The organism is Leptospira licerasiae serovar Varillal str. VAR 010, assembly GCF_000244755.1.
GTDB classification, from domain to species: Bacteria; Spirochaetota; Leptospiria; order Leptospirales; family Leptospiraceae; genus Leptospira_B; species Leptospira_B licerasiae.
In genome coordinates, this window is the sequence record NZ_AHOO02000013.1 from 26,812 (window position 1) to 52,947 (window position 26,136).

23 protein-coding genes are annotated in these 26,136 nt (G+C 42.8%); 17 read left to right on the forward strand and 6 right to left on the reverse strand.

Going from position 1 to position 26,136, the window contains the following annotated elements; genetic code table 11:
- Nucleotides 1-13: 13 nt before the first annotated feature.
- Nucleotides 14-1,186 (reverse strand): ADP-forming succinate--CoA ligase subunit beta, encoded by a 1,173-nt coding sequence (gene sucC / locus LEP1GSC185_RS16040; RefSeq protein ID WP_008592162.1) that lies wholly within the window; start codon nucleotides 1,184-1,186, stop codon nucleotides 14-16.
- A 445-nt stretch (nucleotides 1,187-1,631) separates the two neighbouring features.
- Between sucC and LEP1GSC185_RS16050 the strand changes: the two genes are divergently transcribed.
- Complete coding sequence (locus LEP1GSC185_RS16050; RefSeq protein WP_008592864.1) at nucleotides 1,632-3,116, forward strand: sulfurtransferase; 1,485 nt, start codon at nucleotides 1,632-1,634, stop codon at nucleotides 3,114-3,116.
- A gap of 162 nt (nucleotides 3,117-3,278) precedes the next feature.
- On the opposite strand, the gene LEP1GSC185_RS16055 is transcribed toward LEP1GSC185_RS16050, so the two are convergent.
- Complete coding sequence (locus LEP1GSC185_RS16055; protein ID WP_008592601.1) at nucleotides 3,279-3,725, reverse strand: DoxX family protein; 447 nt, start codon at nucleotides 3,723-3,725, stop codon at nucleotides 3,279-3,281.
- A 355-nt stretch (nucleotides 3,726-4,080) separates the two neighbouring features.
- Here LEP1GSC185_RS16055 and LEP1GSC185_RS16060 point away from each other — a divergent pair, with 355 nt between their 5' ends.
- Nucleotides 4,081-5,220, forward strand: coding sequence for a DUF819 family protein (locus LEP1GSC185_RS16060; RefSeq protein ID WP_008592253.1), 1,140 nt, complete (start codon nucleotides 4,081-4,083; stop codon nucleotides 5,218-5,220).
- Nucleotides 5,221-5,316: 96 nt separating this feature from the next.
- The gene (locus LEP1GSC185_RS16065; RefSeq protein ID WP_008597178.1) at nucleotides 5,317-6,684 is read left to right on the forward strand and encodes an adenylate/guanylate cyclase domain-containing protein; all 1,368 of its coding nucleotides are present in this window, start codon (nucleotides 5,317-5,319) and stop codon (nucleotides 6,682-6,684) included.
- 189 nt (nucleotides 6,685-6,873) lie between these two features.
- On the opposite strand, the gene ruvA is transcribed toward LEP1GSC185_RS16065, so the two are convergent.
- The 3 genes from ruvA to LEP1GSC185_RS16080 all read right to left on the reverse strand — a co-directional run bounded on the left by ruvA (nucleotide 6,874) and on the right by LEP1GSC185_RS16080 (nucleotide 9,700).
- The gene (gene ruvA / locus LEP1GSC185_RS16070) at nucleotides 6,874-7,509 is read right to left on the reverse strand and encodes a Holliday junction branch migration protein RuvA (RefSeq protein ID WP_008592477.1); all 636 of its coding nucleotides are present in this window, start codon (nucleotides 7,507-7,509) and stop codon (nucleotides 6,874-6,876) included.
- Between the two features lie 10 nt (nucleotides 7,510-7,519).
- A complete protein-coding gene (locus LEP1GSC185_RS16075; protein ID WP_008592324.1) occupies nucleotides 7,520-8,500 on the reverse strand; it encodes a hypothetical protein in 981 nt (326 codons plus the stop codon).
- A 93-nt stretch (nucleotides 8,501-8,593) separates the two neighbouring features.
- On the reverse strand, nucleotides 8,594-9,700 hold the full coding sequence (locus tag LEP1GSC185_RS16080; protein WP_024864092.1) for an MBL fold metallo-hydrolase: 1,107 nt from the start codon (nucleotides 9,698-9,700) through the stop codon (nucleotides 8,594-8,596).
- A gap of 193 nt (nucleotides 9,701-9,893) precedes the next feature.
- On the opposite strand from LEP1GSC185_RS16080, the gene LEP1GSC185_RS16085 reads away from it, so the two are divergent.
- The 14 genes from LEP1GSC185_RS16085 to LEP1GSC185_RS16150 all read left to right on the forward strand — a co-directional run bounded on the left by LEP1GSC185_RS16085 (nucleotide 9,894) and on the right by LEP1GSC185_RS16150 (nucleotide 25,426).
- Nucleotides 9,894-10,835, forward strand: coding sequence for a fatty acid desaturase family protein (locus LEP1GSC185_RS16085; protein ID WP_008592577.1), 942 nt, complete (start codon nucleotides 9,894-9,896; stop codon nucleotides 10,833-10,835).
- 8 nt (nucleotides 10,836-10,843) lie between these two features.
- The gene (locus tag LEP1GSC185_RS16090) at nucleotides 10,844-13,969 is read left to right on the forward strand and encodes an efflux RND transporter permease subunit (RefSeq protein ID WP_008597236.1); all 3,126 of its coding nucleotides are present in this window, start codon (nucleotides 10,844-10,846) and stop codon (nucleotides 13,967-13,969) included.
- A 220-nt stretch (nucleotides 13,970-14,189) separates the two neighbouring features.
- A complete protein-coding gene (pyrB, locus tag LEP1GSC185_RS16095; RefSeq protein ID WP_008592901.1) occupies nucleotides 14,190-15,116 on the forward strand; it encodes an aspartate carbamoyltransferase in 927 nt (308 codons plus the stop codon).
- A gap of 10 nt (nucleotides 15,117-15,126) precedes the next feature.
- Nucleotides 15,127-15,486 carry a DUF2203 domain-containing protein gene (locus LEP1GSC185_RS16100; protein ID WP_008592196.1) on the forward strand — a complete coding sequence of 120 codons (360 nt, stop codon included), beginning with the start codon at nucleotides 15,127-15,129 and terminating at the stop codon, nucleotides 15,484-15,486.
- 4 nt (nucleotides 15,487-15,490) lie between these two features.
- Nucleotides 15,491-16,717, forward strand: coding sequence for an LL-diaminopimelate aminotransferase (locus tag LEP1GSC185_RS16105; RefSeq protein ID WP_008592155.1), 1,227 nt, complete (start codon nucleotides 15,491-15,493; stop codon nucleotides 16,715-16,717).
- Between the two features lie 253 nt (nucleotides 16,718-16,970).
- The gene (locus tag LEP1GSC185_RS16110) at nucleotides 16,971-17,990 is read left to right on the forward strand and encodes an adhesin OmpL37 family surface protein (RefSeq protein ID WP_008592125.1); all 1,020 of its coding nucleotides are present in this window, start codon (nucleotides 16,971-16,973) and stop codon (nucleotides 17,988-17,990) included.
- Nucleotides 17,990-18,649 (forward strand): hypothetical protein, encoded by a 660-nt coding sequence (locus LEP1GSC185_RS16115; protein ID WP_008592585.1) that lies wholly within the window; start codon nucleotides 17,990-17,992, stop codon nucleotides 18,647-18,649. Before LEP1GSC185_RS16110 ends, LEP1GSC185_RS16115 begins: the two co-directional genes overlap by 1 nt.
- Before the next feature lie 84 nt (nucleotides 18,650-18,733).
- Nucleotides 18,734-19,855, forward strand: coding sequence for a helix-turn-helix domain-containing protein (locus LEP1GSC185_RS16120; protein ID WP_008592488.1), 1,122 nt, complete (start codon nucleotides 18,734-18,736; stop codon nucleotides 19,853-19,855).
- A gap of 209 nt (nucleotides 19,856-20,064) precedes the next feature.
- Complete coding sequence (gene rho, locus LEP1GSC185_RS16125; protein WP_008592303.1) at nucleotides 20,065-21,492, forward strand: transcription termination factor Rho; 1,428 nt, start codon at nucleotides 20,065-20,067, stop codon at nucleotides 21,490-21,492.
- Between the two features lie 21 nt (nucleotides 21,493-21,513).
- Nucleotides 21,514-21,714 (forward strand): 50S ribosomal protein L31, encoded by a 201-nt coding sequence (gene rpmE / locus LEP1GSC185_RS16130; protein WP_008592280.1) that lies wholly within the window; start codon nucleotides 21,514-21,516, stop codon nucleotides 21,712-21,714.
- A 204-nt stretch (nucleotides 21,715-21,918) separates the two neighbouring features.
- The gene (locus LEP1GSC185_RS16135; RefSeq protein WP_008592486.1) at nucleotides 21,919-22,713 is read left to right on the forward strand and encodes a pentapeptide repeat-containing protein; all 795 of its coding nucleotides are present in this window, start codon (nucleotides 21,919-21,921) and stop codon (nucleotides 22,711-22,713) included.
- Nucleotides 22,700-22,891, forward strand: coding sequence for a hypothetical protein (locus LEP1GSC185_RS16140; protein WP_008592353.1), 192 nt, complete (start codon nucleotides 22,700-22,702; stop codon nucleotides 22,889-22,891). The genes LEP1GSC185_RS16135 and LEP1GSC185_RS16140 overlap by 14 nt, the downstream gene beginning before the upstream one ends.
- A 70-nt stretch (nucleotides 22,892-22,961) precedes the next feature.
- A complete protein-coding gene (locus tag LEP1GSC185_RS16145; RefSeq protein ID WP_010515298.1) occupies nucleotides 22,962-24,857 on the forward strand; it encodes an esterase/lipase family protein in 1,896 nt (631 codons plus the stop codon).
- A 242-nt stretch (nucleotides 24,858-25,099) separates the two neighbouring features.
- Complete coding sequence (locus LEP1GSC185_RS16150) at nucleotides 25,100-25,426, forward strand: hypothetical protein (RefSeq protein ID WP_232298449.1); 327 nt, start codon at nucleotides 25,100-25,102, stop codon at nucleotides 25,424-25,426.
- Between the two features lie 68 nt (nucleotides 25,427-25,494).
- On the opposite strand, the gene LEP1GSC185_RS16155 is transcribed toward LEP1GSC185_RS16150, so the two are convergent.
- The gene (locus LEP1GSC185_RS16155) at nucleotides 25,495-26,052 is read right to left on the reverse strand and encodes a TetR/AcrR family transcriptional regulator (protein ID WP_232298450.1); all 558 of its coding nucleotides are present in this window, start codon (nucleotides 26,050-26,052) and stop codon (nucleotides 25,495-25,497) included.
- Nucleotides 26,053-26,136: the final 84 nt, after the last annotated feature.

Consider the following 26,136-nt stretch of genomic DNA (forward strand, 5'->3'; position numbering starts at 1 on the left):
AACCTTATGTTATTTATTTAATGGCTTCCGCCACTTTTTTGGCCGCGGTACGAAGATCCTCTTCCGCGATGATGTTGAGACCGGATTCGTTAAGGATCCTTTTACCTTCTTCCGCGTTGGTTCCTTTTAAACGAACCACTAACGGAACATGGATATTTACCGCTTTAGCGGCCTCGATGATACCGTTAGCTACTCTGTCGCAGCGAACGATCCCTCCGAAAATATTTACAAAGATCCCTTTTACGTTCGGATCGCCTAAAATCAGTTTAAATCCGTTGGTGACAGTGGTAACGTTAGCGCCACCGCCCACGTCCAGGAAGTTTGCAGGTTCAGCTCCGGCAAGTTTGACGATGTCCATGGTTGCCATCGCAAGACCGGCACCGTTTACCATACAGCCGATGTTACCATCTAACTTAACATAGTTGATATTGTATTCGCTAGCTTGTACTTCTAAAGGATCTTCTTCGGAAATGTCCCTGAATGCTGCGTTTTCAGGATGGCGATAAAGAGCGTTCTCATCTAGATCCATCTTACAGTCGCCAGCAACTATCTCATTCTCTTTAGTCAGGATCAAAGGGTTGATCTCTAATAAAGATGCATCTTCTTTAATATAAGCGTTATAAACTGAAGTAAGAAGAGCTTTAAAGGATTTATGGGATTCGGTAGGAAGTCCAAGATCAAAAGCGAGTTGAGAAGCTTGGTTCGGTTGTAAACCGATGCCCGGATCAATAGCGATCTTTAGGATCTTTTCAGGATGAGTTTCGGCTACTTCTTCGATCTCCATACCGCCTTCGGTAGAAGCCATTACTATAGTTTTGCGGATCGCGCGATCTAATAAGATACTTAAATAAAATTCCTTAGCGATATTGATCCCTTGCTCAAGATAAACTTTAAGGACTTTTTTACCTTCGGCTCCGGTTTGAGGAGTGATAAGTTGCATGCCTAATATCTTGTCGATTGCGGCTAATGCGTCTTCTTTAGTTTTGGTGACCTTAACTCCGCCGCCTTTTCCTCTACCACCCGCGTGGATCTGGGCTTTTACGACGACAACAGATGCTCCCGTTTTGGAAGAAACTTCTTCATGGGCTTTCGCACCGTCTTCTTTTTTATCAATTACTACGCCGAAAGGAACTTTGGCGTTATGGCGTCTCAGGATTTCCTTGGCCTGGTACTCGTGAATTTTCATGAATCAACCTTGTTTTTTTGGATGTGAGTTCAGTTTGGAATGCTTTTTCTAAGGATTTTACCAGGAAGAATCCTGTCCATCCCCTTTCGGTAGGAGTTCCTACAAGCGATTGGAAATGAAGAATCAAACCTTGGTCCAAGTTTAAATTTTGGCCGCCTCTTTGCTTTGCAAAGACCGGGCTGCTACGGGCTCGGGCATTCGCCCTCGTCACTGCGTGACTAAAGCCCTCCGCATCCCTGGCGGGTTTTATCTCACGAAGAGCCGCGAAGGCGCAGAGGGCTTTCCTGTGCCAAACTCTTCTGCGGCAATACTTTGGAAGTTGGCTTAATATATTTTCCGTTATTACGATTTATTTTCTGTTATATTGTATTTTTGGACTGATTTTTAGGATCATTCTAAGCAGAAATGGCTAACTCGTGGCTATGCCGCGTTAGGAGAAATATACATGAAGGTGATCTATATTGGGCTGATTCTCGGCCTTTTTTCGGGGACGTTTGTCTCCTGTGATGGAGGTTCCGACTCCAATTCTGCTTTGGCGGTTTTGGCCGGGTTTGGTTCTTCCATTCCGGTCAGTTCTGCTTCGGATTTAACGAATGAGTCTGCAGCTTCTTATGATGATAATGAATGGGGGCTTGTAACTGCTTCTCGTTTGGAATCTTGGGTGAGCGATTGGCAAAACCAAAAGCCTGCTCATATCAGCGGCAAACTTGTGATCTTGCAAAGTAGTCTTGCGAATAATTTTTCAGCGGATACAAGCGGCAGATCTTATATCAAGTCAGATAATGCGAACGGAGTCTATGTGTATCATCTGGATGATTTCCAAGCTGGATTTCGTTTTAACCAGCAGAGAGATACCGGGCTTATTCGTAATTCGGTTCGTTACCAGGCTGATGGACAAACTATAGACCAATGGTTGAAAGTTTTCGGGATCAATTTGAATACCGATCTGGTTGTTTTCGCAGTAGGATCAGCGAACAATAACGGCACCGCTTATACGAACGGAAGCCAAACCCAGGATATTACTAGGGGGATTTATTGGCTTAGATATTGGGGAGCGGATATCAAACATCTAGCTATCCTGAACGGAGATATCAGAACCAATTTTACGAACGCTACTTATCTTTCTGCAAGTAAGGATGTGGCTCCGAATGAAAATGGAAACTTTAGCGTTAAACAACTGAGAGTAGATAATACTATCATTACTCTTACCTTAGAAGATATCATTAAGATCGCTAAGAATAATGGAAGTGCTTCTATTGGCGGGTTAACAGGCACACAGATCATAGTGGATGCAAGACCTACCGCTCAGTACGATCAAACTGTTGGAATTACGAATGCAGGGGCAAATCATATCACTACTGCTTGGAACGATTCCGGTGCACCTACTGCGGGTGTAAGTGGAACTCCTAAAAAATACGTTCTATTTGAAACCAGGATCAAAGGTGCAAAAACCTTTCCTTGGGCTTCTCTGTTGGATACCTCTGCGACTGGCTATAGATTTAAGGATAAGGTAACTCTTGCTGGGATCTTTGCGAATACCGGAACAGGTGGAGCAGGATACACTGCGGGTGCGACTATCGTTTCTCAGTGTAGAACTAACTTTGAAGCACAGGTAAATGGGTTTGTTTCTCAGAATATATTAGGATATCCTACTGTATTTTATGACGGCTCTTTAGTGGAATGGACTTCTCTTGTTGCGGAATATCCTGACTCTACAGAAGGAACTAGTTTTAATAAACTTTCCTTAACTTCTCCTTTCAGAACTGATACTTCTGATTTGAGTTATGCTCCGAGTGGGATCATTAATTATAATTCGTATTCTTCCGGAGGAACAGGAAACCCTTATGTGACTGTGGCTCAGGCGGATATTAATCCTTCTTCCAACACTACACGTAAGGCGCAACTGGAAGATAAGGCTTATAAGTATTAAGTTTTTGTTGTGCTCTGGGCCTTTGTGACTCTGTGTGAAATTGAAAAATTAGAATTGTCACGCAGAGGCACGAAGCCGCGGAGATTATGGGTCTGGTTCGTAGGAGTTCCTACAGTAGAAAACTCTCGCGTCTTTGCGACTCTGCGTAGAATCACTTTCTTATTATATAGAAGAAAGAATTGCCAGGTCTAGAGAGTAAGCTCCGCCACCTACGATTGAGAGTGCGATCGCAAGTCCGATAGCCAATACTTGGAATTCGTAACCTTCTCCTTTTTGAGCTCCGAACCAGTTCATGAAAAATCCATGCTCTCTGTGAACGAGTAGGGCCGCTCCAAGCATAATAATACCGATGCCGATTGCAGATACACGAGTCAATAGTCCGAGGATCAAAGCTACTGAACCGAATGATTCACCGATGATAACTAAGAATGCGATGATGCCAGGAAGTCCTGCAGTTTGAGTAAAATAACCGTAGGTTCCTTTGAAGCCGTAACCGCCGAACCAACCCAATAATTTTTGGGCGCCATGTGGGAAGATTACGATCCCGAGGGTTAATCTTAAGACCAGTGGGACGATATCGTTGCTGGTTGCTAATAATGTTTCTAACATTTTGAATACTTCCTTCTATTAATTTAGGAATTAATAGTTTAATATTAAAGTATATTACTTTGAATATGAAGTATTTCTTACAAGTTTTTTTCACTTAGGTCGGCCAAAAACCGGAAAATTTTGCAGGTAGGAACTCCAGGCGTAGGCCTTCCTATAACAAACTGTCAGCAATCGTCGATTCAGTTAGATTTTTCGACTTTTAGAGGTAATCAATATATGATTCTATGGCACAGTTTATTTACCCGAATTTTTCGTAAAATTCAATATAACAGAATTTAATCTGTTATTTATGAGAATGAGATTTGGGATGGTCCTGAGGATCTTTCGATAGATTCGGAAAAGATCGGGAGAGAAGATGTCTGAACTAGTCCATTTAATAATCTCCTTTTTATTTTTAGGATTCATTTTGGGCTTTCCGTGGCTTGCAGGTAGCCTTTCCAAAAAATACAAATGGCTAGGCTTTTTAGGTCCGGTCGTTTTATGCTACGCCTCCGGAATTTTCTTAGGTAATTTAGTCCCCAGCGAATTTTTACCTAAGAAAATCGCGGAAACAGTTTCCGAAATCTCTATCCCGGTCGCGATCCCACTCTTACTTGCTTCTTCCGATTTTGGACGAGGGATCAAAGAGGCAAGACTTGCGTTATTTTCTTTCCTTCTTTCTTGTATCGCGGTTGCGATCTCTTCCGTTTCTGTGGGATTTTTACTCGGTTCCTTACATCCTGAATCTTCCAAAATAGGCGGGATGCTTGCAGGTTTGTATACGGGAGGAACGCCGAATTCAAATGCTATCGGCTTGGCATTGGATACCGGCAAGGCAACGATCGCACTTGTGAACACTGTGGATCTACTTATCGGTGGGACTTATCTTTTATTTCTACTTAGTTTCTCTAAGAAAGTATATTCTATTTTTCTAAAACCTGAGATTACTATCGGAGGAGAAGATGAAGCTCCTTCCGAAATACAAGTTTCTCCTAAAAATCCTGCGATACGTTTGTTAATCGGAATACTTCTATCCGTTTTGGGGTTAGGCGCTTCTTTCTGGATCTCACAAACGATTTTAGATACCGCTTCAGCACCTTTAATTCTCTTGGGGATCACTACATGGGGGATAGGGATCTCTTTTTCTAAAAAAGTGAGAAGTTTGAATACTTATCCGGTGGGATATTATTTTATTCTAATGTTCTCGGTTGCTATTGGGTTTTTGGCCGATTTTGGAAGTTTGGTAAAAGGGGCTTCCGGTGTGCTCTTGATCGTGCTTGCTACCATGTCGATCGCGATACTTCTTCATTTGATTTTCGGGATTTTGTTTCGGATCCCAGTGGATACTTGGATTATCACCTCCGTTTCCAGTATTTATGGTCCTGCATTTGTGCCTTCTGTGGCGGCTGCAATCGGGAATAGAGGCGTTCTGATCTTAGGGATTTTGACTGGACTTATCGGTTATGCGGTCGGGAATTATTTGGGTTTGGCAGTGTATTGGTTCTTAGCGCGGTGAGACACGAAGGCACAGAGAGAGTTTTTGCAAAGGTTAAAGTGTATAATTTTATCAAAGAAAGCTTGCGCTGCATGATTTTAGTGATTCTCTTGCCGGATGATTTCACATTTCCGCAGGTTCATCGATTGGGTCCAATTAAGCAAACTCACACAAGGTCTCAACGATCACGAGGCACGGGCTATGCGTATCACTGGATCTACACAGTTCATTATGTTTTCAATCCCGGCATTGCTATCAGTAGCAGTTTATTTTACTGAGCCTCCCGAAACACATCTATATTCCTATTCCATGACCATCATCTTCCTGATTATTCTGGGGATTGCCCGATACCTCCTGACTAAGCGGAGTCTCGCGGCCGCAGCGGTTATGACGCTTGTAGCGATGAATTATCAATTTGCTGTTCTAACACTCGCGCAAGCAGACGACCCTGCGCCTCTTGGATTTTTGATCAGTTCTATTTTACCATTTCTAATGATCCCTCGTTCACGGACGAAAACCATTTGGAGCCTTGTGATCATTCCGGTAATTCTCTTCCTGGCCGCTCAGTATTATTATAGAGTATTCGGCGGCTCGGCAATCTTCGGTCCTCCTAGATGGGTTGTGCCGGCAGATTATTTGATGCCCCCACTTACTCTTATGTCGATAGTTATGGTTTTCATCATTTATCAGTTCGTAAAGGCGGTCAACACCGCCGAGGACAAACTGTCAAGGGAACACGCTCAGTCAGAGAAACTTTTGCTTAATATTTTGCCGAGAGAAGTGGCCGACGAATTAAAAGAGAAAGGGATCAGTAAACCTCGCCATTTTCCCTCTGCCACTGTTTGTTTCACTGATTTCGAAGGTTTTACTAAAATTTCAGAATCATTGGAACCGGGCGAACTCGTCGCGGAGTTAGATCGATGCTTTTCGTATTTCGATAGTCTGATGGATCGATACAAGCTTGAGAAACTTAAGACCATCGGTGACAGTTATATGTTTGTAGGAGGCATTCCGAATAGCAGTTCTACTCACGCAGTGGACTGCGTGCTTGCAGCACTCGAGATCCAAGCATTCATGAATCAGATGAAGGAAATTAAAGCCTCCCAGAATCTTCCTTACTGGCAGCTTCGATTGGGAATTCATTCCGGAGACTTGGTGGCAGGAGTCATCGGAGAGAAGAAGTTTGCCTACGATGTTTGGAGCGATACTGTAAATACTGCGAGCAGGTGTGAATCTTCCGGTGCAACGGGTAAAATCAATATCTCGGGTGCTACTTATAAGCTTGTTAAAGATTTTTTTGATTGTGAGTATCGCGGTGAGGTAGCCGCAAAGCATAAAGGTAATATCGATATGTATTTTGTTCACGGACTCCTACCCGAATTGCACAGATCAGGGGAACCTAGAGTGCCAAACTCCGAATTTGAAAAGCGTTATGCAACTTTGCGCTCAAGTATGGAGAAGGCCGAAGCAGCGGATGCCAGTTGATGGGGATTTTGTTCGATTTGTTGGAATTCCAACAAGAATTGTGAATGAAAATTTGGATTGTAATTTAGGGAATTTTCTTGTATGGGGGAATGGCTTCTCCCACAAGCCCACCTCCTCCACCCGAACTCGGGTGGGGGCGCCCCCCATCTCAGTGTAGGAGTTCCTACATGCGACTTTGAACTCTGGTACTTAAAGATTTTTTAATATTTCTCGGATCAGTTCCCCGGTATCGGTAAAACTTTGTCTTTTTAGGACCTTCTCTACTTCCTTGAGAGCGGATTTGTCTTCGAAGCCAAGTTGCACAAGCGCTTGGATTGCGGTTTCCTTGAAACGGTCTTCCGGAGAAGGGAGTTTTTCTTTGGAAGTTTCGGGTATAGATGGATCTTCCGAGCCTGCTTCTAAAAACAACTCCAGTTTTTTAAGGTTTTGTTTTACTTCGAAAAATATTTTTTCGGAAGTCTTGGCTCTTACTTTCGGGATTTTCTCCAGATCTTTTGCTTCGCCTGAAGAAGCGATCTTATGTAATTCCCATGGACTGAAGAAGGAGAGTACTTTGAGCGCGGTCATTTCTCCGATCCCATGCAGGCCTTTCATTACTTTAAAAAATTCTTTATCTCTTTCCTGTAGGAATCCGAAAAGTTTTTGTCCTCTTTCGTTGATGGAATGGTAGATATGAAGTCGGACTTCTTTTGCGGAAGTTTGAAATTCTTTCAGTTCCCAGTAAGTTTTGAATGATATTACGATTTCGTAAGTCACTCCGTGAACATCCAAATTCACGGAGCCTACTTCCAGTTTTCGGATAGAACCTTGTAGCCCGGAGATCATGTCGGAAACTTTAAAAAGTGATGCCTGCGGAGGCAATCATTTCCACAAATCCGAAATTCTGTGTGGCGCGGTCTTTGGATTTTCCGTTGGTGTAGATGCTTGTAAGATCTATATATCCGCCTTTCGCCCCGAATTCAAAGAAGAAGGATTTGAATAAGTCGATCCTGAGTGCAGAATAGCCGGAGACACCGTATCCGGAAAGGTGGAATCGATTATTATGGCCTTCTCCGAAAAGTCTCACATCACTTCTGCAAACCACAGGACCCCCTCCAACAGAGCCTACTAAGCTAAGTGCATTCTCTCCATTGGGAGAAACCCAGAGTGGGGCTACGTAGCCGACATCCACAAATAGATAGTTGAGTCCGTCTGTGTGTTCGAATTTCAGAAAATCCGGAGTGATATTGATTGTTTCTCCTCCGTGATATCCTGCGAACTGATTTATATTATTCGGAAATAATAATGCATAAGGAGCGGACTCGAAAGAAGTATGAAGTCTTGCCCATTGTATCGCAAGCGGATCGATGTAACCGCTTATATTCGCAGCTTGTCCTCTTGACATTACGTATTTCATGTGATCCTGTCCGAATGCAATGAACAGATTGTCGGTGAGATAATATGTAAGTTTAAAATTGTATTGGGGAATTTCCCAAAGGGAAGGATTCAGATAAACGTCGGTGGAAAATTGTTCCGGTTTGTCCCGAGCGACCACGTCTTTCAACGTGAAATGATATCCGGGTCCTTTGAAGTTGATATCACTCTGGGTATAAGAATCTCGATTGTAACCCCATTGGAAGGACCATCTGCCTTTTCTTTGGTCCACTCTTCTTTCTTCTTTTTTTGATTGTTCAGGCTGAGAGTCTGTTTTTGCCTGGGCCATACTGAACGGATAGATTTTTTCTTCTCCCCCAACGGCGAACATAGAAGTGGAGAAGGTGAGAAGTATTATAATAACATAATGCGTAAAGAATGACGCTTTAGTTTCGTATCTCATTTTTAGGGAAAGCCTCCGGGGACACAGTTCTATGCCAGAATTCAGGAATAGTTCCGGGAGGCTATGTTTTTTCTTAGGATAGATATTTCCAAATCAATCTAGGTCTATCCCGCTGCCTATAGTCCAAGGTACAATTTTGACTCCGTCCTTACTTCCCCAAGATATCCCGTCCGTAGAAGGGTAGAGTCCTTTTGTATCCGGAGAAACAGGGAAGGATAGCCTTTGTTTAAGGTCCAACATGGGCTCTTTAGGCAGATCGTCCCCTAAAGGAAATGTCCCCCAATGAATAGGTGCAAATGACTTTGCATTCAAATCCTTAGTTGCAATCAATGCTTCCTCGGGTCCGATATGCGCGTATTTCATAAACCATCTGGGCTTATAGGCGCCGATAGGAAGAAGTGCTAGATCCACTGGCTTACCCAAACGTTCGGAGATATTTTTGAAATGAGAAGAATATCCTGTATCTCCTGCAAAGTATATGATCTTTCCCTGAGCTTCTATGGAATAACTTCCCCAGAAGTATTGGTTCGTGTCGGAAAATCCCATTCTACTCCAATGATGCGCAGGAAGAAATGTGATCTTTACGGAATCCTTGCCGCTAACCTGACCCCACTCTTGGGAAACTGTAGATCCTAAATTTTCTTCTTCCGAAAATGATTTCATTCCGGACGGAAGAAGTATCTGCAGGTTCGGATTTCTACTTCTCAAATACCTTAATGTATCCCGGTCCAAATGGTCCCTGTGTGCATGGCTCACGACTACGAAATCCACAACAGGAAGATCCTCTTTTGGAATAGGAAGTTTGACTAGTCTGCCTACTAGGATCGGGGCTTCAAAGATAGGGTCTGTCAGAACATTAATCGTTTTTCCATTGAAGGTGGAAGAGATCCAAACGGTAGCATGTCCGAGCCAAACTACTCTGACTTTTCCTTCCGGAGCGATTATATCCTTAGAGTTTCTTTCTAAGACTGTAGGAAGTTCTTCAGTAAGTCCTGCTACTGCCGGAGGATCCTTAGGGCCGAAAACCTTCCAACGCAGGATAGTTAAAGGAGACTTTCCCTGTAATTCTTCATCCGGATCTAAATTATGATATCTGCCCTCTCTATAATTGGGGGACTTTATTCTGTCCGGATCCAATGGAAAACAATAGAAGAATGAAATTGCGAGTAAGAGAGTCGCGGAATGAAATATTAAACTCATATTGTTGTTTTGGACCTCTTGTAGCATTTTTGGAGCCGAATTTTTTCCGTTTAGAATAGAACTGGATCAATTTATTTCTATTCTTACGGGCATTATGAGAGATAAACATTTTTTTTCAAACCGACCGATGTCGCCGCGACTTAGTGTAACAGGTTGCTTGCAGAAAATTCCACTCTCATCCGTTCTATCCTAAATGGAAGCTTCTATACAGATCAGAGACCTGCCATTTGCGAAAAATAGAATACTTTCGCTAACGGTCTTATTTTTATTTATCAGTTTCCATTTTTTGTTACCATTGGGACTCTTTAGTGGAAGCATTCCTGATTGGGTCGCTTGGTTTTTTGCTGCCGTTTTAGCGCCGGTATCTTATACCTTTTGGAATCTGATCCATGAAAGTATACATGGGAATTTTTCGAACGAAAGAAAACAGAATCATTTTTGGGGAAGGTTTCTTTGTATCGTGTTCGGAGCTCCTTATTCAGTTCTGAAATGTAGTCATCTGATGCACCATAAGTTCAATAGGGAACCTGGTGATCGGATAGAATTTTATGATCCAGATTCAAAAAAGCCAAGATGGTTCCAAAGTTTGAATTATTATTTTAGAATAACGATTGCCACTTACATTTTCGAAGTGGGGACAGGGCTCTTACTTTCATTACCTTCTCGTTGGACAAAGCCGATCGTGGATCGTTTCATTGAGTATCCTATAGAAGAAGGTTTTTTTAAGTGGATCTATCGTCCTGAAATATTGGCGGAATTACGAAAGGATATATTCTGGATCTTGGCATTTTATATTCCTTCTTTCTTGTTGTTTGGAAAAGATTGGCCTTTGTTGGTATTCCTACTTCTAAGTAGGTCCTTTTTTATATCATTTTTCGATAATGCATATCATTACGGGAAAGAAATTAATGATAAAAATTCGGCCTTTAATTTAACTCTACCGAAAACGGTAAGCGCATTCTTTTTACATTTTAATTATCATAGGATTCATCATAGATTCCCGGGATGTTCCTGGGATCGACTACCGAAACAAATGGAGGTTTGCGGAGAAACCTGGGACAAAAGTTTTATAAAACAAGCATGGAGCCAATGGGGCGGGCTCTTAGAACCTTTGGATGGAAAAATTTCTAAATAAAAAAACATATGAGAACAATAATACAATCTTTCATTCACAATAGACTCTTCATGTATTTGGGGGTTATATTCATTTTTGCCGCGGGTGGAATGTCGCTTTGCGGTTTGCGCAGGGACGCTTTTCCTAATGTGGATATGAAGCAGCTTGTGATCACCACTAAATTTCCCGGAGCTTCTCCTGCGGATGTGGAATTACGGGTAACGTATCCTATCGAGGAAAAGATCAAAGAGATAGACGGTATAGATGAGATCCGTTCCTTCTCCCGTAACTCCGTTTCCGATATTGACGTTCGTGTGAGCTTAGAGGAGAAAAATCCGGAAAAAGTTTTGGATGAAATCCGAAGAGCCGTGGATAACGCAATCTCTGATTTTCCTCCTCAGGTTACTGAAAAACCTAAAATTACGGAAAGAAAATCAGGCTCCTTTCCGATCATGGACTTCTCCGTTTATGGCGGTAAAGACGAGATAGAACTACATACGATCGCGGAATTTATAGAGCTGGAGCTGGAAAAGATCCCAGGGATAGCCAGAGTGGATGTATTCGGAAAACGTGATAGAGAATGGCATATCCTCGTAAATGCGGACAAATTGAAACAATACCAATTGGATCTTTCCGATATCACAAGAACGATCCGGACTAGGAATATAAATCTACCTGCAGGTTCCGTGGATTCGGAAGATGCATTCGATCTAAGAATCGACGGAGAATTCAAACAACCCTCCGAAATAGGAAAGATCCCGGTTCGAACAAATGATATATTCTCCACTGTGCGTATCGGAAATTTAGCAAGGGTAGAAGATACTTTCGAATATCCTAGATTTCTTGCGATCGCGAACGGGCAACAGGGGTTGATCCTTTCTGTGATCAAAAAGGAAAGAGCGGATGCGATAGAAGTCGCAGAGAATGTCCAAGCTAGATTAAAAGAACTGGAAAAAATCTATCCGGAAGGAATTAAAACGTTCAAATTAAACGACGAGGCAAAAAGGACCAAGAACAGGTTGAATGTGGTTTCTTCGAACGCGCTCATTGGATTTTTGATCGTATTCGGGATCTTGTTTTTATTCTTAGATTTCAGAACCGCTACTCTGACTTCTATGTCATTACCTCTCTCGATGTTAATGACATTCGCAGCGCTTCCTTTCTTTGATGTTTCCTTTAATATGATCTCTATGATGGGACTCATCATCTCGCTCGGGATGCTTGTAGATAACTCCATCGTAATTTCCGAAAATATTTACACCTATCTAGGTGAGAAGATGGATAAAACATCCGCAGCCTTGAAAGGGACCACAGAGATGTTAGTGCCGATCTTTGGATCTTACCTCACTACCGTGGCTGCATTTCTTCCTATGCTCTTCATGGCGGGGATCATGGGAAAATTTATCTGGCAGATCCCTCTTGTGGTGATCATTGCATTGACTGCAAGTTTGATCGAATCCTTCTTATTTCTTCCCGCTAGAATTGCCGCATTTGCAAAAACTCCGGAAGAACTAAAGAAGTCCTCCAATTTTAGAAAATCCTTAGATACATTCTTTGCAAGAATGGAGGAAAGGTTTACCGATTTTGTGGCTTTGATGATCCGAAATCGGAACAAATCTTTCTTTGCGATCATACTGATCGTTATGGGTTCTTGTGGAGTCATGTCCCAAATGGACTTCATTCTTTTCCCGAAAGAGGACATCGAGATCTTTTTAATTAAGGCGGAGTTTCCTCCTTCCTCTCGTATTTTCCAAACTAGAGAAAAGATGAAGTATATGGAGGAGATCTTGAAAAAGATCCCTCCTAAAGAATTGGTGAGTTATTCTACAAAAATCGGAGTTCAGCAGACTGATCCGGATGACCCTTTATCCAGATTCGGAGAGAATTTAGGCGTAGTAATGGTCTACTTAACCCCGGAATCCAAAAGGGAAAGAAAGGCTTCGGAAATATTAGCTTCTATCGAGGAAGATATTCGAAAAACTCCGGGACTTTCCGACGTTTATTTGGAAGAAATGGCGATGGCGCCTCCGATCGGAGCGCCGATTACGATCGGAGTACTCGGAAAAGATTATGAAGTTCTCAAAAAAGTTTCCGCTGATCTACAATCCTTCTTAAAGGGGATCAAAGGGGTACATTCGGTTCGGGACGATTACAGGAACGGACGAAAACAGATGTATATCCAATTGGACGAAGGTTTGGAAAGTTTTACCGGAGTATCCACCTTCTCCGCTGCTAATATGCTAAGAACTGCATATGATGGAGAAAGAGCGGGTAACGTCCGGCAAGGTAAGACTAAAATATATCTGAGAGTGATGTACGATAAGAACTTCCGTAAAAATCCGGAAGAAGTAAAAAGTATTCCCCTTAGGAACAAAGCAGGGAATATCACAAATCTTGCCAAAATTTCCAGAATGGATCTAAAAGATTCTCCTGAATTACTTTCTCATAGGGATTTTGAAAGAGCGGTCACAGTGAACGCAGATATCAAGATCGAAACAGGAATGACCTCCAGAGAAGCGAATCAAAAGGTGATCGACGAATTCAAACCTTTGATCGAAAGACAATACCCTGGAGTTTCCATTGTATTCGGCGGAGAGGAGAAGGACACACAAAGATCCATGGCCTCGCTTGGAAAAGCTGGACTCATCGCTTTACTCGGGATCTTTATCATTCTTGCGTTAACTTTGCAAAATGTGGTAAGGCCACTTTTGATCTTGAGCACAATTCCGTTGGGATTTGTGGGGATTGTATTAGGATTTGTGTTGTCCGGAAAAGCATTCAGCTTTCTTGCTTTGATCGGTATCATCGGACTTGCAGGGGTCCTTGTGAACGCATCCATCGTATTAGTGGATTGTATAGATTCTATACGTAAATCATCTAATGCACCTTTGGATGAGATCTTAGTCGAGGCTAGCCGCAGAAGGTTCCGTCCGATCTTACTGACTACCTTGACTACAGTTGCAGGACTTCTCCCTACTGCTTACAGTGTGGGGGGATCGGATCCAGTACTAATTCCGATGACCCTAGCATTAGGTTGGGGACTTGGATTCGGGACTCTGGGAAGTTTACTCTATGTTCCTGTAACACTTTCAGTGTTCAGTCATTTGAGAGCTAAATTAGGTTTTACATCGAAGCCAGTAGCTAAGCACCATTAATATAAGAGGCGCAGAGGATAATAGAGTCGTAATAATTTTTGGCACGCAGGGACGCTAAGACGCAGAGAAAATTTGGATTTTAGTAAATCCTAACTCTGTGGCTCCGCGACTCTGCGTGGGAAAACGCTGCGTCTCTTTCTCTATGAACTCAGCGTTCTCTGTGCGAAACCTCCCTTAATTCTCTTGCCTCCGATCCAGGTCGAGTCAATCTGTCCAGAAAATGGCGTACGAGCATAAGAATATCCTGGATACGGACCAGTTCTCCAAAGAGGATCTGGACTTTTTAGTCGAGAGAACTCGAGAGATGGAAAGGCTGGTGGAGCAAAATAAGGCCTTTGGTATTTTAGAAGGCAAACTTCTCGCTTCTCTTTTTTTTGAAGCATCTACAAGGACCAGACTTTCATTCGAAGCTGCCATGGAAAGATTGGGGGGAAGGGTAATCTCTACGGTAGGTTTCCAATTTTCTTCCATCTCTAAGGGCGAGACCTTATACGATACCATGAAAATGGTAGAGGCTTACGCAGACATTGCAGTGATCCGACACCCTGTGGAAGGTTCCTCTCGTATTGCGGCAGGCGCAGTCAAGATCCCGGTCATCAATGCGGGAGATGGGGCAGGGCAACATCCCACTCAAGCACTTCTAGATCTATACACGATCATTTCTGAAAAAGGAAAATTGGACGGACTCACTCTTGCATTTATAGGAGATCTAAAATATGGAAGGACGATCCATAGTTTGATCAATCTTCTTCGCCATTATAAAGTTCACTTATATCTGATTTCTCCTCCTGAACTTTCTCTTCCAGAGTCTTATAAGAAGGGGCTTGCAGGATTCCCTATCACTTTCGAAGAATCCGACGATATAAAAAAAGTTTGGGAATGCGATATCGCTTATGTGACTCGCATCCAGGAAGAAAGATTTCCGGATCATAGAGAATACGAAAGATTAAAAGAATCCTTCAAGTTGAACAAAGAATTGATTCTTGCATCTAAAAAAGAGACAACTGTTCTTCATCCTCTCCCGAGAGTGAACGAACTTTCTACTGATGTGGATGATCTTCCGAACGCAGCATACTTCCGTCAGGCAAAATACGGAGTGGTGAGCAGAATGACGTTACTCTGTCTTTCATTAGGCGTTCGTTTTTAAACGGAGTACAATGGAACGTAAGATCTGGACATACGAAGAAGCCCGTAAAATTCTGCCCTATGTCCGATCCATTACGGAAGAATTTTACGAAGCCGTAGGCAAAGTTCACCAAGAACTGAAAAACGGTTTATACCAAGAGAATGAACAAGAAGCCAGGGAAACCAAAGTTGAAGAACTATTGGTGGATTGGTCCGGAAAGATCCGGGAACTTGGGATAGAAGTCAAAGGGCTTTGGCTTGTGGACTTCGACAACGGAAAAGGTTATTATTGTTGGCATCTGGGAGAAGAGGATCTTCTTTTCGAACACGGATACGACGAGGGTTTTGCAGGACGCAAACCGATCCAAAACATAGACGAGGATTACGAATAATTCAATGGCGAATATAAACGAAAATTATCTGAAACTAAAAGCGGGATATCTTTTCCCGGAGATTGCAAGAAGAGTAAAAGTTTATTCCGAAAAACATCCGAATACAAAGATCATTCGACTTGGAATAGGGGACGTTACTCTTCCATTGGCTCCTGCAGTTGTGGATGCACTTGTTTCTTCTTCCAAAGAGATGGGGACTCCGGAAGGATTCCACGGATACGGACCTGAACAAGGATACTCTTTCCTTCTCAAAGCGATCGCAGATAATGATTATGCTCCTCTTGGCGTAAAACTGGACGAGAGCGAAATTTTCGTATCTGATGGATCCAAATGCGACTGCGGAAATATCCAAGAAATATTTTCGCAAGATGCAAAGGTCGCGATCGGAGATCCAGTATATCCAGTCTATGTGGACACTAACGTAATGGCGGGAAGAACAGGAGAAGCGGGGCCCGACGGAAGATATGCCAACCTGATCTATATGCCTTCCACAAAGGAGAATGGATTCCAACCTGATTTCCCGAAAGAAAGACCGGACCTGATCTATTTATGTTTTCCTAATAATCCAACCGGCACAGTAGCCTCTAAAGAATCACTCAAGGCTTGGGTGGAATACGCTAAAAAAAATAATAGTATCATTCTTTACGATTCCGCATACGAGGCATTTATCTCGGAACCGGGAGTTCCTAGATCCATTTACGAGGTAGAAGGAGCAAAAGAAGTGGCGATAGAATTCCGCTCCTTCTCCAAAACCGCAGGATTTACTGGACTTCGTTGCGCTTACATAGTAATCCCTAAAGAATTAAAGGGAAAAACAAAAGACGGCGGGGAAGTTTCCATAGGACAACTATGGAGCAGAAGGCATACCACAAAGTTCAACGGCGTTTCCTATGTGACCCAAAAAGCGGCAGAGGCAATCTACTCTCCTCAAGGCAAAAAAGAGATCCGAGCAAGTATAGATACTTATATGAGCAATGCAAAATTGATCCGAGAGGGACTCATCAAAGCAGGATACGAAGTCTTTGGAGGGGTAAATGCGCCTTATATCTGGCTCAAGACCCCGAACAATCTTAGTTCTTGGGATTTCTTCGACCAGCTATTGGACAAGGCGCAGGTGGTAGGAACTCCTGGTTCAGGTTTCGGACCTGCGGGAGAAGGATACTTCAGACTTTCCGCCTTCGGTAAAAAAGACGATGTGATCGAGGCAATCCGCCGTATCAGTTCTTTGTGAGGCACTGAGTTGTAAGAGACTCAGGAATATTCTCAAGCAGAGGCGCTAAGACGCTGAGTTGGGTTCTGTAGGAGTTCCTACATCGGACACACCAATCATATAGAAATAGAATCTCTGCGTCTCTGCGTGCCCAGAACTCTGTGCCTTTGTGTGCAAAAACTCTGTGCTTTCGTTCCCCTCTGTGTCTCTTTTCCCAAAAAAAAGAGAATATACATTTTGAAACCCTGCCGATAGACTACTAGTAGGGAAAGCTATGGGTTCGAAATATACACGCATTCTTCTTTTGATATTCGCTGCGGCGCCGATTTTTTTCACGGATAGGACTTACGCAGTTTCTCCCGACCAAACGAATCTCGCGATCCTGATAGATGAAAATAAGATAAATATAAAATTCATCAATATCTGCGTGAGTAATCTTGCGCCTCCTTTAGAAGAAGGCGCAGGACCTAAATCCCAGGCGGGTGTGGCGACTGCTGCCGAGAATGCTCAGGCCGGACAAACTGCAACTGCAAGCGGACAGACCGAACTTTTCAAAAAACTGAATACTATAGACAATTATAGATCCTTCAAAAAAGCAAACCAAGCGGACTTCAACGGAAATATGTGGTATTTCCAAAGTAATTACAGTTTGTCTTATAAAAACCTGAAATCCGCCCAAGGGGAGATGAAGGATATCTTCCAGGTAGTTCATGAGAATTATATAAAAACCGCTCGTATCCTTTTGGAAGCAGCTTCTCCGATGATCATTCGTTCTAACGATAAGATCGCACAACATTTATTGAAACTTGGATTCAGGGATCTGAAGTCCTCAGAGGATAATTTTACCAGCGCTTATAATTCTTCTCCTTACCAATTTAGAGTGAAATTAGTACTTTTCGGAGAAGGGATCAAGATTGCAAGAAGGGCCAGAAGATTCGCACTTCTCGCAATGATCGCCGCTAAAACTCCTAACGACGATAAACGTGAGTTCCAATTCGTGAACTTGGACGAGGTCAGAAACATCGCTGAAAAGGAAAATATTTCCGACTACGATCGTATCAGAAACACTCTAATCGATTACATAGACAACGAATTACTTTCTCAAAAGATCTCCCCTCCTGGAGAAGGAAAAGACAAACCGGTAGACCTGCTGGAAATCCATGATGATAATTATAGTTTTATCACAAATGGCAGGGTTTCCTTTTTAGAAAAAAGTAATGAAGAGATCCGAGTAGACGATATCAAGGCAAACGAAGCATTACCTCCTGTTCCTGCACAAGGAGGTACCAACTAATGGACCTTCCTACTCCGGCCGAGATCATTTCCCTTAGGGTAAAGGGAAGGGGATTTTGGAGATGGGTGGTAATATTCTCACTTATTGCGGTGACAATATTAGCCGGAAGGATCTATTCTTCTCAGTCTTCCCAAGGATTCAGAGAAAGAAAAAAATCGGTGGATTCAAAAGTAAAGATCCTAAGAGAGATAGGAAACTCATTCGAGTCTTCCGAACTTAGAAAAGATCTACAAAAAATAGAAAATTATTCCGCAGACCTAAACTCCGCTTCCAAAGCGGGGAGTGTTCAGGAGAAGGCGGACAGTCTAGCGTTACTCGAAAGAACACTCCCGGAGTCCATGAAACGTTGGTCTGAATTTGCTGAAAGTTCTTCTGATAAACTCTTACAACATGTCGCCAAAGAATCCCGATTCTTAAAAATGGAATCGGAAGATCGTCATCCCTTAACTGCTAAAGAAGAAGAAAGAGCTAACGATTATTTCAGAATGGCAAGAGAAGAGTGGCTTTCCGGAAACAAATTCCGTCGGGACGGAAACCATCTTTACGCCCTAGTTTTATATAAAAGATCCTTAAAATACTCTTTATCCAGCTTAAAAGTATCCAAACTTCCTTATCCGGAAGAATACAAAAAAGCCGCCACCCGCCTTATAAAAAACTAGTCTCAGCAGTAAAAAAAGTAGAGGCATTTTCTCGCTTAGGCTTCAAAAGAAGTCATTCCGGAGGAAATTATCCTCCTTCTTCCAATGAGAATCGAAGTTTTATATAAATTTTTTCTCTATAGTCCTGCCAGTCATTTACCTGTATGGGAAGAAGGAACAGGCTTACTAGGATTGCTCCCCAAAGAAAGAGTTCTAATGGAGCTCGCGGATCTAAGCGTTGCAGAAAGGGAATTCGAAAGGATCCCCGAGGATTTTTTAGTCCGAGAAATTCCGGAAGCTGTTCTAGCATTTTTCCAAAAACAAAGAACCATACCCGTCTTAAGTCCCCTAGCGGAAAAACTAGAGGATTGGGACAAACCCAGATTCCTCGCAGAACTCAGTAGATCTTCTTGGATGGCTAAGGAGACAGAAAAACCGAAAACTTCTCCTCAAAAATCGGAAGAAGAAAAAGCAAAACAAAGCCAGTGGTTTATGGAAGTACTTCTCCAAAACTTTCCGGACGGCTTGCTTGCCACCGACTTGGATGGACATACTGTATTCTATAACGAGACATTCGAAAAAGAGATACTGGTCAAAAAATGGTTTAGAGACAGCATTCTTCAGGCTGAAAAACTACTAAAAGAAATGTCCAAGGACTTACTCGGGAATTATCTAAAAACCCACGAACTAAGACTGGAAGAAGGTAGGCTTTCCGTTCAGACATTTCTTCCCGACCTGGATTGTATCGTAAGAGTTTCCGTCTTGAAACAAAAAGGAAAACCTCTCGGTTACTTGTATCACTTCTCCCCAGCTTCCGCAAAGCTAAACAGCCAAGACGGAGAGGGGTTCGAGTTCCCTTCCGTTACCGAGGCATTCAACCAAAAACTTCCGCTCGAAACAATGTTAAAAGAAGTGGAAGGAAGTTATATATACCATACTCTCAAAAGAAACCAAGAGAATGTTTCTCATGCCGCCCTAGATCTGGGAGTGCCAAGAACCACTCTACAAAATAGAATTAAGTTTTTAGATCTAACAGGTAAGTTTAAACTGAATAAGGACCAGCCGATCCCTAGGAAAAAAACCGGCAAACAGAGTTTGCCTAAGAAAAATTCTCCGCCGGCAAACAAACCTGCTGTAGCGGAAACCAAACCAAAAACGGTTTCTAAAAAAAAGCAGGTAAGTTCTAAGAAAAAAACCACGTCTAAAAAAAGGACAAAGCAAAAATAAATTCCTTGACAGAGCCTGTAATCTGGAAATAGTCCACATTAAGAGCCGACCCTTTCCTCTCTTCCGAGCAGACGCTCGTTTGAAAAAATAAGGGATTCCCGGTCGCTTACATAAAGAACCGACTACCCGGACCCTTCAAAACCCGCTCTTAATCGAATAAAAAATGAATACAGGAAGGTTCTTCCTTCCAAATCCAATAACGGTATTCCATGGCTAACCCAAGACGAGACTCCAAGCCCAGAAACAACTATCAAAACAACAATAACGACGCACAAAACGATAATAACGAAGAAGAACCGAATTTCCCGGAAGATGATCCGGAAACGGCTGAAATTCGTTCCCGAAAAAGACGTCGTGGTTCCTACGAGGGACCTACACCCGCTCCTATAGATCTAGTAGCGCTCAAAAAAACTTCCATTGCGGAACTGATCGAAGTCGCTAAGAACCTTGGCGTAGAGAATACCGGCGGACTTAAAAAGCAAAACTTAATATTCGCCATCCTACAAGCCCAAGCGGAAAGAGAAGGACAGGTCCATGCTGCCGGCGTAATGGAAAGATTACCTGACGGATACGGGTTTTTACGATCTCCGGATTATAATTACGTTCCGGGACCCGACGATATCTATGTATCTCCTTCCCAGATCAAATTATTCGGACTAAGAACCGGTGACACGGTAGAAGGACAGATCCGTCCGCCGAAAGAATCCGAAAGATTCTTCGCAATGCTTCGTGTGGAAACCGTAAACGGATACACACCGGACGTAGCAAGCAAGCGTGCGTTATTCGACAACTTAACTCCACTTTATCCGAACGAAAGATTGAGAATGGAGCATGATCCTTCTCAACTAGATACAAGGATCGTAGATCTAATGTGTCCGATCGGAAAAGGACAAAGAGCTCTCATCGTAGCGCCGCCTAGAACAGGAAAAACCATCCTGATGCAGAACGTGGCAAATGCGATCACCCGCAATCACCCAGAAGTCACTCTCATTGTACTACTCATAGACGAGCGTCCTGAAGAAGTAACCGACATGGCCCGTAACGTTCGCGGAGAAGTGGTATCCTCCACATTCGACGAACCGGCTACCCGCCACGTACAAGTTGCGGAGATGGTGATCGAAAAGGCAAAAAGACTCGTGGAACACGGAAGAGATGTGGTTATTCTACTCGACTCCATCACACGTCTTGCGCGCGCTTATAACCAGGTTATCCCAACATCCGGAAAAATACTCTCGGGTGGTGTGGACTCTAACGCACTTCACAAACCAAAAAGATTTTTCGGAGCAGCAAGAAATATCGAAGAAGGTGGTTCACTCACAATCATCGCAACGGCTCTTGTGGACACCGGATCCAAAATGGACGAGGTGATCTTCGAAGAGTTCAAAGGGACCGGTAATATGGAAATCCACCTGGATCGGAAACTCTCCGACAAACGGATCTTCCCTGCAATCGACATCAACAAGTCCGGAACCAGAAAGGAAGAGTTGCTATTGCCTAAGGAAACCCTCCAGAAGGTCTTTGTGCTCCGAAAAGTGCTTTCTCCCATGAGCATCACAGAAAGCATGGAATTATTACTCGAGAAAATGAGGCAGTCTAAGACTAACGAGGCTTTCTTGGGTAGCATGAACGCCCAATAAGGTTTTGGAAAAGGAGACCACATGAAAACAGACATCCATCCTAAATACGCTGACGCCAAAATTCGCTGCGCTTGTGGGGCGGTTTACGAGACTCGCACTACGGTCGGAGATATCCACGTGGAAATTTGCTCCAACTGCCACCCATACTTCACCGGAAAATCCAAAATTCTGGATACAACTGGTCGAGTAGACAAGTTCAAGAAAAAATACAAAATTTCCTAATCGAGATTTTAGGCTCGGTGGCGTCCCCTTCGCACTTAGTGCGAAGGTCGGGCTTCTCCGGGCTTCGGTCCTCGGTCCGCCTCCGGCTATCTCGGACTGCTTCGCACCCTCCGCATCCCTGACGCATTCAAAAAAGCAGATCTTACTTACTAAAAGTGCTTTCCTCATCCATCAACAAAGTCTAATCTAAGAAAGGCAATCATCATGTCAGTAATGGATTTTAACAGATACAAAGAGATCAACGACCAAAGGCTAAACTATAGAGAAATGGAAGACGCAACTGTTGTTTCTAACTATAGGAACGTAGGTTGTGGAGACGGATACCGTATCTATCTCAAAATAGACGAGAACAGAAAAGTCACTGACGCAAGTTATACAACTACCGGTTGTGGATTCGGTATCGTTGCGCTCGCAATGGCAACAGAGATCGCTAAGGGTAAAACCATAGACGAACTCAAAAAAGTCACCACCGAAGACGTTGAAAAACAATTCGAATTCCCGGAACGTCGTAAAAATTATCCGGAGTCGGCAGTAGCTGCGCTCCAACAAGCAATCCATGATTACGAAACAGGAGCGGGAGTCCCAAAAGAAAGAAGGATCACCGCTGCCAAAGCAAAAGAGATACTCTCCCAAAAAGGAAACTTAAAAGGAGAGGATTTATCTTCTATCATATTAGAAAAAGAAGATCTACACTCAGTGGATTTTTCTGAAGCAAATCTAAACAACGCATTCTTAACCAACTGTAATTTTGCAGGAGCTAATTTCGAAGGTGCTCGTTTGCGCGGAGCCTTCTTAAACGGAGCGGACCTAACAGGCGCTAACTTAAAAGGAGCAGACTTACGTTGGGCAAAACTTGCTGGAGCCAAAATAGAAGGCGCGGACTTTACGGACGCAGTCTACGATATAGGCACTAGAGTGGACCAAAGACAAATACATATTTTCTCTTCCATGAAGAAGGAAGGAAAAGATATCTATATGGAGAAACATGAAGCCGGGTGATAAAGCCAAACTGACCAAAAGAAGTTTTCTTTTAAAAGGAGTGATCGTGCTCACCGGCGCTCAGGTAGAGATCCAAGAAATTAACGGAGACAAGGTTTCCGTTCTCTACAACGATAGAGAAGGTTATCCACATACCATCGAAGATCTCACCCTTGCGGATCTCGCTCCGATTGAATAAGAGGCGCAAGAATTTTTGGGCACGCAGAGCCGCAAAGTCGCAGAGAAGTTTTGGGTGACTCTAAACCTTTATGCACTGTGTCTCCGTGCCTCTGCGTGAAAAAAACGTGGCTTCCTGCAGATTACTGATTCTACTCAGTCTTTGTCTTTTGCAATGCGGGACCACTTATTCCACGATATCATATTCCAAATACGAACAGATCCGAGCGGTCCGTGAGAACGCGATCTCTTCCGAAAATTTAAGTCTGATCACCACCAGATTTCTGAAAAGTAACGATCTATACAAAAGATACCAAGAAGCTCCCAGGGTAGTCATCTACGATCTAGACAACAGGTTGGTGGCATTAAAAACGAGAGAGCTTGCCTATTATCTCGCAGAGTTATGTTATCATGTAGGTTCCGAACTGGATCTGGAAGATCCGATGTTTGCCAGAATGTTTGCTTCTTCTTTAGTATATTCTTATACATATCTATTCGATAAAAAGGCAATTCCCGCAGCTGATCCATTCTCTATGGAGTTCAGATTCGCATTAGAAACATACAATAGATCCCTGGCACAATTAGTTAGATTTGCAAAAAGGAATAGAAAGCTCGCAAATCTAACGGATTTAAGCCTTCCTTTGATAAGGGGGACTCTCTCCATGACCAGGGCGGAAGTTGAAACTGCATGGACTCCTAAAAATTTCCTGGAAGTGGAAGTTGCCTACGATTTCAAAAATGAGGGATTCTCCAATCAGATCAGTAAATTCGGAATAGGGACACCTCTTATACTTATTCGAAAACATCCTGAAAAAGAACCGGAAGAAAGAAGGAAATATGAATTTGTCGCGGGAGTAGGTCAGGCATATCCGGCAACTGCGCTACTTGCATTGGAAGAGTCTTATTTAGAAAATCGTAATTTAACTCTAAAGGCGGTGATCCATCTATACGATCCGGTGCATAGGGATCGAGTTCAATTTTCCGGATTGGATCTTCCGATGGAAAGTGATACGACGACTCCATTGGCGTATATGCTGTCAGGGGCAGAAAAGAGAGACGGATTTTTTGCAAAATTTGACGGAGAGGTCGGCTTAGAAAGAAAGGGGCTCTATTTGATATACCCTTACAGAAGAGGAAAGATCCCGGTTGTGTTTGTGCACGGACTTGCTTCTTCACCTTTCATTTGGTTTCCGATGATCAATGAACTTTTAGCGGACCCTAAGATAAAGGACAATTATCAGTTCTGGGTTTACTGGTATCCTACCGGGAATCCGATCACTATCTCAGCCGCCGACTTTAGGGACACGCTCCGAGATCTCAGAAAAACTTATGATCCGAAAGCAGAAGACTCTTCTTTCGATAAGATGATGCTAGTAGGCCATAGTATGGGCGGGCTTCTTTCCAAACTGATGGTGACCAGAAGTAAAAAAGAAGATTGGATGAAAGCCGCCAATGTTTCTCCCGACAAATTCGAGACCTTAAACTCCGAGTCCAAAGAAGAAGTTAGACGTGTATTCGATTTCAAGCCGTTGCCGTTTGTAAAGCGGGTGGTTTTCATCGCCACGCCTCACAGAGGATCAAGTCTTGCAGAAGGATTTTTAGCTTCCATTGCGCGGGCATTGTTCGTTCTCCCGAAGGGAGCCATTCATAATATAGGAAAAGCTTACAAGTTTTTGACCTCCGATTCCGAGCAAGAATCCATCCTTCCGGAAACATATGGAGTAGACGGACTTTCTCCAAATAGTTTGTTTATGAAGGTCACAGGAGCACTAAAACCCGAGGTGCCATTTCATTCTATTATAGGGAATTCCAAGTTTAGAGATCTGGAATGGATCAACGATTCTGTAGTGCCTTACGATAGTTCTCATATAGACGGAGCCGAGTCTGAAATCTTGATAGATGCAGACCATTCCGTACAAGATCATATGCCTACCATCCTGGAGATCAAAAGGATCCTCTGGGAGCATTCCGGCATTTCCAAAAGATAATTTCCTTCCATATTGCCCCAATTCTTGGATATAATATTATTTCCTAAATAATATTATATAAATTTAATGTTTACTTAAAATTCGCCCCGCTTGGCCCCTCTCTTTCCTTTATTCAATATGGTATATAAAGGATTTTTTATATTTAATTTGGGATAAAAATATTTTTATAAAAAATCTGCAATTTAATTTACTTCGAAACTATGCCTGATTTTGATTCGAAAAAAATTAAGAGAGATTTTTCTATGTTAAAAATTTTTGTGTCTGTTTTGTTGGTGCTGAGCATTAGTTTTATTAGTACTTCTTGCTCGGATACGATGGATGATCTGAATCCGTTTAGTACGAAAGATGACCAGGACGAGGCAATGGATAATTTTATTAAACTTTGGTTTATCGTTGTGGCAACCGGAAATGCGATAGCAAATAACCCTCCTTCTTGGTTTCCTACTTCGGCAAGCGTCGAAGAGGCTAAAGCAGAATGGGATAAGTTGGATCCGGTCAAAAAAGCAGAGGCTTGTGCGATAGCATTTGCCAGCGGAGAAAAACCTTCTTCGGAGCTTTGCGCGAAATAGAAAGCGAATCAACTCGGATCGGCGACGTGATGGAAATTCCTTGGTCAGTGCGTCGCCGGTCTATTCTTTTAGGAATTCATCCCTTTCCAGAGCCAATCAAATGATTCGGAAAGAGTCTGATCTAATTCACCTTCTAAAAGCCATAGATTTTTGTTTAAGAACGCTTCCTTTACCTCTTTGGGAGGATTATGGTGCTGCCAGAGCATCAAACCTAAAAAATAAAAACGTAATATAAATTTTCTTGCATTAGCGATCGTAAGACCGGTTTCCCTGGAAAGCCAGAACCTTGCAAGTTCATCCATTCCGTCAGAAGTGTTCTTTTTGAATTCGTATAGAAAGTTATGATCCACATTACTTTCTAAGATCCCCGGGATGATAAGCCCTACGAACATGAAAATTTCGTTCTGTGTAAATTGATGAATGATCTTTTCTTTTAATTTGACTAAAGAATATTCCGGGTCTTGCAATAATACGGCCATATCTTTAAAGAAGGATTCCGTTTCTTGTAAATGGAGGGTAAGAAAAATTTCTTCCCTGGTTTTGAAATAAAAATAGATAACACCCTTGGTGACTCCTGCGGCTTCCGCAATTTCCTGAGTGCTAGGAAGAGGATGTTTTTGTTTCACCAGAAGTTCCCGCAGGGCAGTCACGATGGACTGCTTGCGGATTTCTTTTTCTTCCGGCCTTCTGGCTCTTTTTTTATCCACTCT

Coding starts and splice junctions, on each gene's coding strand:
- LEP1GSC185_RS16055 (WP_008592601.1), bottom strand. CDS start 3,725: ATGTTAGAAACATTATTAGCAACCAGCAACGATATCGTCCCACTGGTC.
- LEP1GSC185_RS16140 (WP_008592353.1), top strand. CDS start 22,700: ATGAAGCCGGGTGATAAAGCCAAACTGACCAAAAGAAGTTTTCTTTTA.
- LEP1GSC185_RS16060 (WP_008592253.1), top strand. CDS start 4,081: ATGTCTGAACTAGTCCATTTAATAATCTCCTTTTTATTTTTAGGATTC.
- LEP1GSC185_RS16120 (WP_008592488.1), top strand. CDS start 18,734: ATGAGAATCGAAGTTTTATATAAATTTTTTCTCTATAGTCCTGCCAGT.
- LEP1GSC185_RS16085 (WP_008592577.1), top strand. CDS start 9,894: ATGGAAGCTTCTATACAGATCAGAGACCTGCCATTTGCGAAAAATAGA.
- ruvA (WP_008592477.1), bottom strand. CDS start 7,509: ATGATCTCCGGGCTACAAGGTTCTATCCGAAAACTGGAAGTAGGCTCC.
- LEP1GSC185_RS16150 (WP_232298449.1), top strand. CDS start 25,100: ATGTTAAAAATTTTTGTGTCTGTTTTGTTGGTGCTGAGCATTAGTTTT.
- LEP1GSC185_RS16100 (WP_008592196.1), top strand. CDS start 15,127: ATGGAACGTAAGATCTGGACATACGAAGAAGCCCGTAAAATTCTGCCC.
- LEP1GSC185_RS16145 (WP_010515298.1), top strand. CDS start 22,962: ATGCACTGTGTCTCCGTGCCTCTGCGTGAAAAAAACGTGGCTTCCTGC.
- LEP1GSC185_RS16080 (WP_024864092.1), bottom strand. CDS start 9,700: ATGAGTTTAATATTTCATTCCGCGACTCTCTTACTCGCAATTTCATTC.
- pyrB (WP_008592901.1), top strand. CDS start 14,190: ATGGCGTACGAGCATAAGAATATCCTGGATACGGACCAGTTCTCCAAA.
- LEP1GSC185_RS16075 (WP_008592324.1), bottom strand. CDS start 8,500: ATGAGATACGAAACTAAAGCGTCATTCTTTACGCATTATGTTATTATA.
- LEP1GSC185_RS16115 (WP_008592585.1), top strand. CDS start 17,990: ATGGACCTTCCTACTCCGGCCGAGATCATTTCCCTTAGGGTAAAGGGA.
- LEP1GSC185_RS16135 (WP_008592486.1), top strand. CDS start 21,919: ATGTCAGTAATGGATTTTAACAGATACAAAGAGATCAACGACCAAAGG.
- rho (WP_008592303.1), top strand. CDS start 20,065: ATGGCTAACCCAAGACGAGACTCCAAGCCCAGAAACAACTATCAAAAC.
- LEP1GSC185_RS16090 (WP_008597236.1), top strand. CDS start 10,844: ATGAGAACAATAATACAATCTTTCATTCACAATAGACTCTTCATGTAT.
- LEP1GSC185_RS16050 (WP_008592864.1), top strand. CDS start 1,632: ATGAAGGTGATCTATATTGGGCTGATTCTCGGCCTTTTTTCGGGGACG.
- LEP1GSC185_RS16110 (WP_008592125.1), top strand. CDS start 16,971: ATGGGTTCGAAATATACACGCATTCTTCTTTTGATATTCGCTGCGGCG.
- LEP1GSC185_RS16105 (WP_008592155.1), top strand. CDS start 15,491: ATGGCGAATATAAACGAAAATTATCTGAAACTAAAAGCGGGATATCTT.
- sucC (WP_008592162.1), bottom strand. CDS start 1,186: ATGAAAATTCACGAGTACCAGGCCAAGGAAATCCTGAGACGCCATAAC.
- rpmE (WP_008592280.1), top strand. CDS start 21,514: ATGAAAACAGACATCCATCCTAAATACGCTGACGCCAAAATTCGCTGC.
- LEP1GSC185_RS16065 (WP_008597178.1), top strand. CDS start 5,317: ATGATTTCACATTTCCGCAGGTTCATCGATTGGGTCCAATTAAGCAAA.